The organism is uncultured Wocania sp., from assembly GCF_964021735.1.
In the GTDB taxonomy this organism is placed as follows: Bacteria; Bacteroidota; Bacteroidia; order Flavobacteriales; family Flavobacteriaceae; genus Wocania_A.
Window position 1 is genome coordinate 1 of record NZ_CAXIBN010000245.1, and the last position, 3,674, is coordinate 3,674.

At 31.5% G+C, this 3,674-nt stretch carries 2 protein-coding genes; both read right to left on the reverse strand.

Annotation, left to right across the window (positions count from 1 at the left end; genetic code table 11):
* Window positions 1-64: 64 nt before the first annotated feature.
* Window positions 65-2,272, reverse strand: a complete 2,208-nt coding sequence (locus tag AADI82_RS14420; protein ID WP_341217119.1) for an NADP-dependent isocitrate dehydrogenase — start codon at window positions 2,270-2,272, stop codon at window positions 65-67.
* Between the two features lie 863 nt (window positions 2,273-3,135).
* A complete protein-coding gene (gene rplS, locus AADI82_RS14425; protein WP_034040709.1) occupies window positions 3,136-3,486 on the reverse strand; it encodes a 50S ribosomal protein L19 in 351 nt (116 codons plus the stop codon).
* Between the last annotated feature and the right edge of the window lie 188 nt (window positions 3,487-3,674).

Consider the following 3,674-nt stretch of genomic DNA (forward strand, 5'->3'; position numbering starts at 1 on the left):
TTTATAAAAATATAAAAAAAGCCCCTAAGATTAGGAGCTTTTAACAAAAGATATGAATAGTGTTTTACAAGATGCTGTTAAGCGTTTTACTAGGTCGCATAGCTTGGTTTATTAAATTTTCGTTTGGCTCATAGTAACCACCAATATCTATTGGTTTTCCTTGAATTTCTGTTAATTCATTTATAATGTTAGTTTCATTATCAGCTAATTGCTTTGCTAATATTGAGAACTCTTCTTTTAACGTTGCATCATTATTTTGACTTGCCAATTCTTGAGCCCAATACATAGCTAAATAAAAATGACTTCCTCTATTGTCTAATTCTCCAGCTTTACGAGATGGTCCTTTTTTGTTTTCTAATAATTTTTCGGTCGCATCATCTAAAGTTTCGCTTAGTATTTTAGCTTTAGCATTATTATTTACTTCGCTAAAATGCTCTAATGAAACAGCAAGTGCTAAAAATTCACCTAAAGAATCCCAGCGTAAATGATTTTCTTCTAACAATTGTTGTACATGCTTTGGTGCAGATCCACCAGCACCAGTTTCAAACAATCCACCACCGTTCATTAACGGAACAATAGATAACATTTTTGCACTTGTACCAACTTCAAGAATTGGAAACAAATCAGTTAAATAATCTCGTAAAACATTACCAGAAACCGATATAGTATCTTTTCCATCTTTTAATCTTTCACAAGTAAAAATTGTAGCATCAATAGGAGATAAGATTCTTAAATCTAATCCTGAAGTATCGTGATCTTTTAAATAAGTATTTACTTTTTTAATAAGTTCGGTATCATGCGCTCTATTTTTATCTAACCAGAAAACTGCTGGAGTTTGAGAAGCTCTAGCTCTTGTCACTGCTAATTTTACCCAGTCTTGAATTGGAGCATCTTTAACTTGACACATTCTCCAAATATCTCCAGTTTCAACAGTGTGTTCAATTAAAACTGCCCCCGAAGTATCAATAACACGAACCGTTCCGTTCGAAGTCATTTCAAAAGTTTTATCGTGAGATCCGTATTCTTCAGCTTTTTGAGCCATTAATCCAACATTAGGAACAGTTCCCATTGTTGTTGGGTCGAATGCTCCATGCTTTTTACAAAAATCTATAGTTGCTGTATAAATGCCTGCATAGCTACTATCAGGAATTACTGCTTTGGTATCTTGTTGTTTACCTGCTGCATTCCACATTTTACCAGAAGTACGAATCATTGCTGGCATTGAAGCATCAATAATCACATCACTCGGTACGTGTAAATTGGTAATACCTTTATCGCTATTTACCATGGCTAAATCTGGACCATTTTTAAAAGCAGCTTTAATATCAGCTTCAATTTCTTTACGTTTAGTTTCTGGTAATTCTTGAAGGTTGCTTAATAAATTGCCAAAACCATTATTTACATCAACACCAATTTTTTCAAATGTTTCTTCGTGTTTTGCAAACACATCTTTAAAGAACGTACGTACTGCATGACCAAAAATAATAGGGTCTGAAACCTTCATCATAGTGGCTTTCATGTGTAATGAAAACAATACATTTTTTTCTTTGGCATCTGCAATTTGTTCTTCTAAAAAACTCAATAAAGCTTTTTTGCTTAATACTGTAGCATCTATAATTTCTCCTGGTAATAATGCTAAACTATCTTTTAAAATGGTGCTATTTCCGTTAGCATCAATATGTTCAATTTTAACAGTTGTAGCATTTTCTAAGGTCACAGATTTCTCATTATGTGCAAAATCACCATGGCTCATAGTTGCCACATGTGTTTTAGAATTGCTAGACCAAGCACCCATTGAATGTGGATTCTTTTTAGCGTAATTCTTAACTGCTTTAGGGGCGCGTCTATCTGAGTTTCCTTCACGTAAAACAGGATTTACAGCACTACCTTTAATTTTATCATAGCGTAATTTTATGTCTTTTTCTGAATCTGTTTTTGGTTCATCTGGGTAATTAGGAATATTAAAACCTTGCGATTGTAACTCAGTAATTGCAGCAATTAATTGAGGAATTGAGGCACTAATATTTGGTAATTTTATAATATTAGCTTCAGGTTTTTTTGCTAATTCGCCAAGAAATGTTAAATCATCTGAAACACGTTGGTCTTCATTTAAAAAATCTGGAAAAGTAGATAAAATTCTTGCTGCTAAAGAAATGTCTTTAGTTTCAATGTTTATTCCAGAAGACTTTACAAAAGCTTTTACTATTGGTAAAAAAGAACGGGTTGCTAAAGCTGGTGCTTCATCAGTTTTTGTATAAATAATTTTAGACATTCGCCTTGTGTTTTTTATTGATTTATTACTAAAAATAGGAGCAGGATTAACGCTAACGTTTTTGCGATGCGAATATACAAAAATTGACTTTTAAAATCCTTTAAATTGCTTGATGAAGTCGAGCAGATTATAAATGATTTATTAGAATGATAAAAAATGCTGAAGTCTGTAAGAAAATGATAAAATAGAAGTGTAGAAATTATAAAAAACAAAAGCCATATCACTATAGAATTTAATCTACTCTGATATGGCTTTCTTTGAAATAACATGACGTGATCTATTAGTATTGCTACTAAATCGGTTTTAATTTTCATAAAACCTTTTCAATTCAAGTACTATTATTTCAATGAAACATTTCGTGATGTAATTTTCAAAATGTATTGACCTATTACCAAAATGCTTCAGTTAATTGTTTTTCTTGATACTTTTTTGTTAGTCATCATTTTCATGTATGAAAAACTCCAAAGCATTGCTCTATTTATAGTATTCCCTTTCGTTAACTACTACTTTTTCAAGCTTTCAGCTATACTAGATTCCATCTACTTGCGTATGTGGGACTTTTTATAGCGTCATGGTTTTCTGCTCACACACGCATACACGTGGCACGTCCAAACCTCAAAAAACAATTGTATATAAAGAACGTTACTCTATTTTAGACCTTAATGTAAATTCGCTTTTACACAAAACCAACCGAGGTTGTTATTAATTTCTTTTGCTAATATATAATCACATTTTAAATAATCAAATTTTTTAAGCGATTAGATATCAACTATTTATAAACCAGACTTATTAACAAAAGTTAATAAAAAAAGCCCTGACATCTGTCAAGGCTTTTAAGTACTTTCGTAAATGGTATTACGATATTAACGTCTACGCTCGGTAATTCTAGCTTTTTTACCAGTAAGACCTCTAAAGTAGTAAATTCTAGCTCTACGTACTTTACCACGTTTGTTAACTTCTATTTTTTGTAATGCCGGTAAATTTACTGGAAAGATACGCTCTACACCAATAGTTCCAGACATTTTTCTAATTGTAAAAGTTTCTGATGTTCCAGATCCTCTTCTTTGAATTACAACACCTCTAAAAAACTGAGTACGAACTTTTTCGCCCTCTCTAATTTCATAAAATACTGTAATAGTGTCTCCAGCTGCAAATTCTGGCAAGTCTTTTCTTGTTACAAATTCGTCTTGTACAAATTTTACTAAAGATTCCATATCTTTAAATTTAATTATAATTAATTCAGAACAACATTCACGATTCTCGCCAGAGGTTAACCCGAAATTGGGTGCAAAAATAACTATTAATTAATAATCTGCAATGTTTTTATTTATATTTTTTTTGGTATTTCTTTTTGCTTGAAATTTAGTAATTATTTTATGTTTTGTAAAAACAAAAAGTCAGG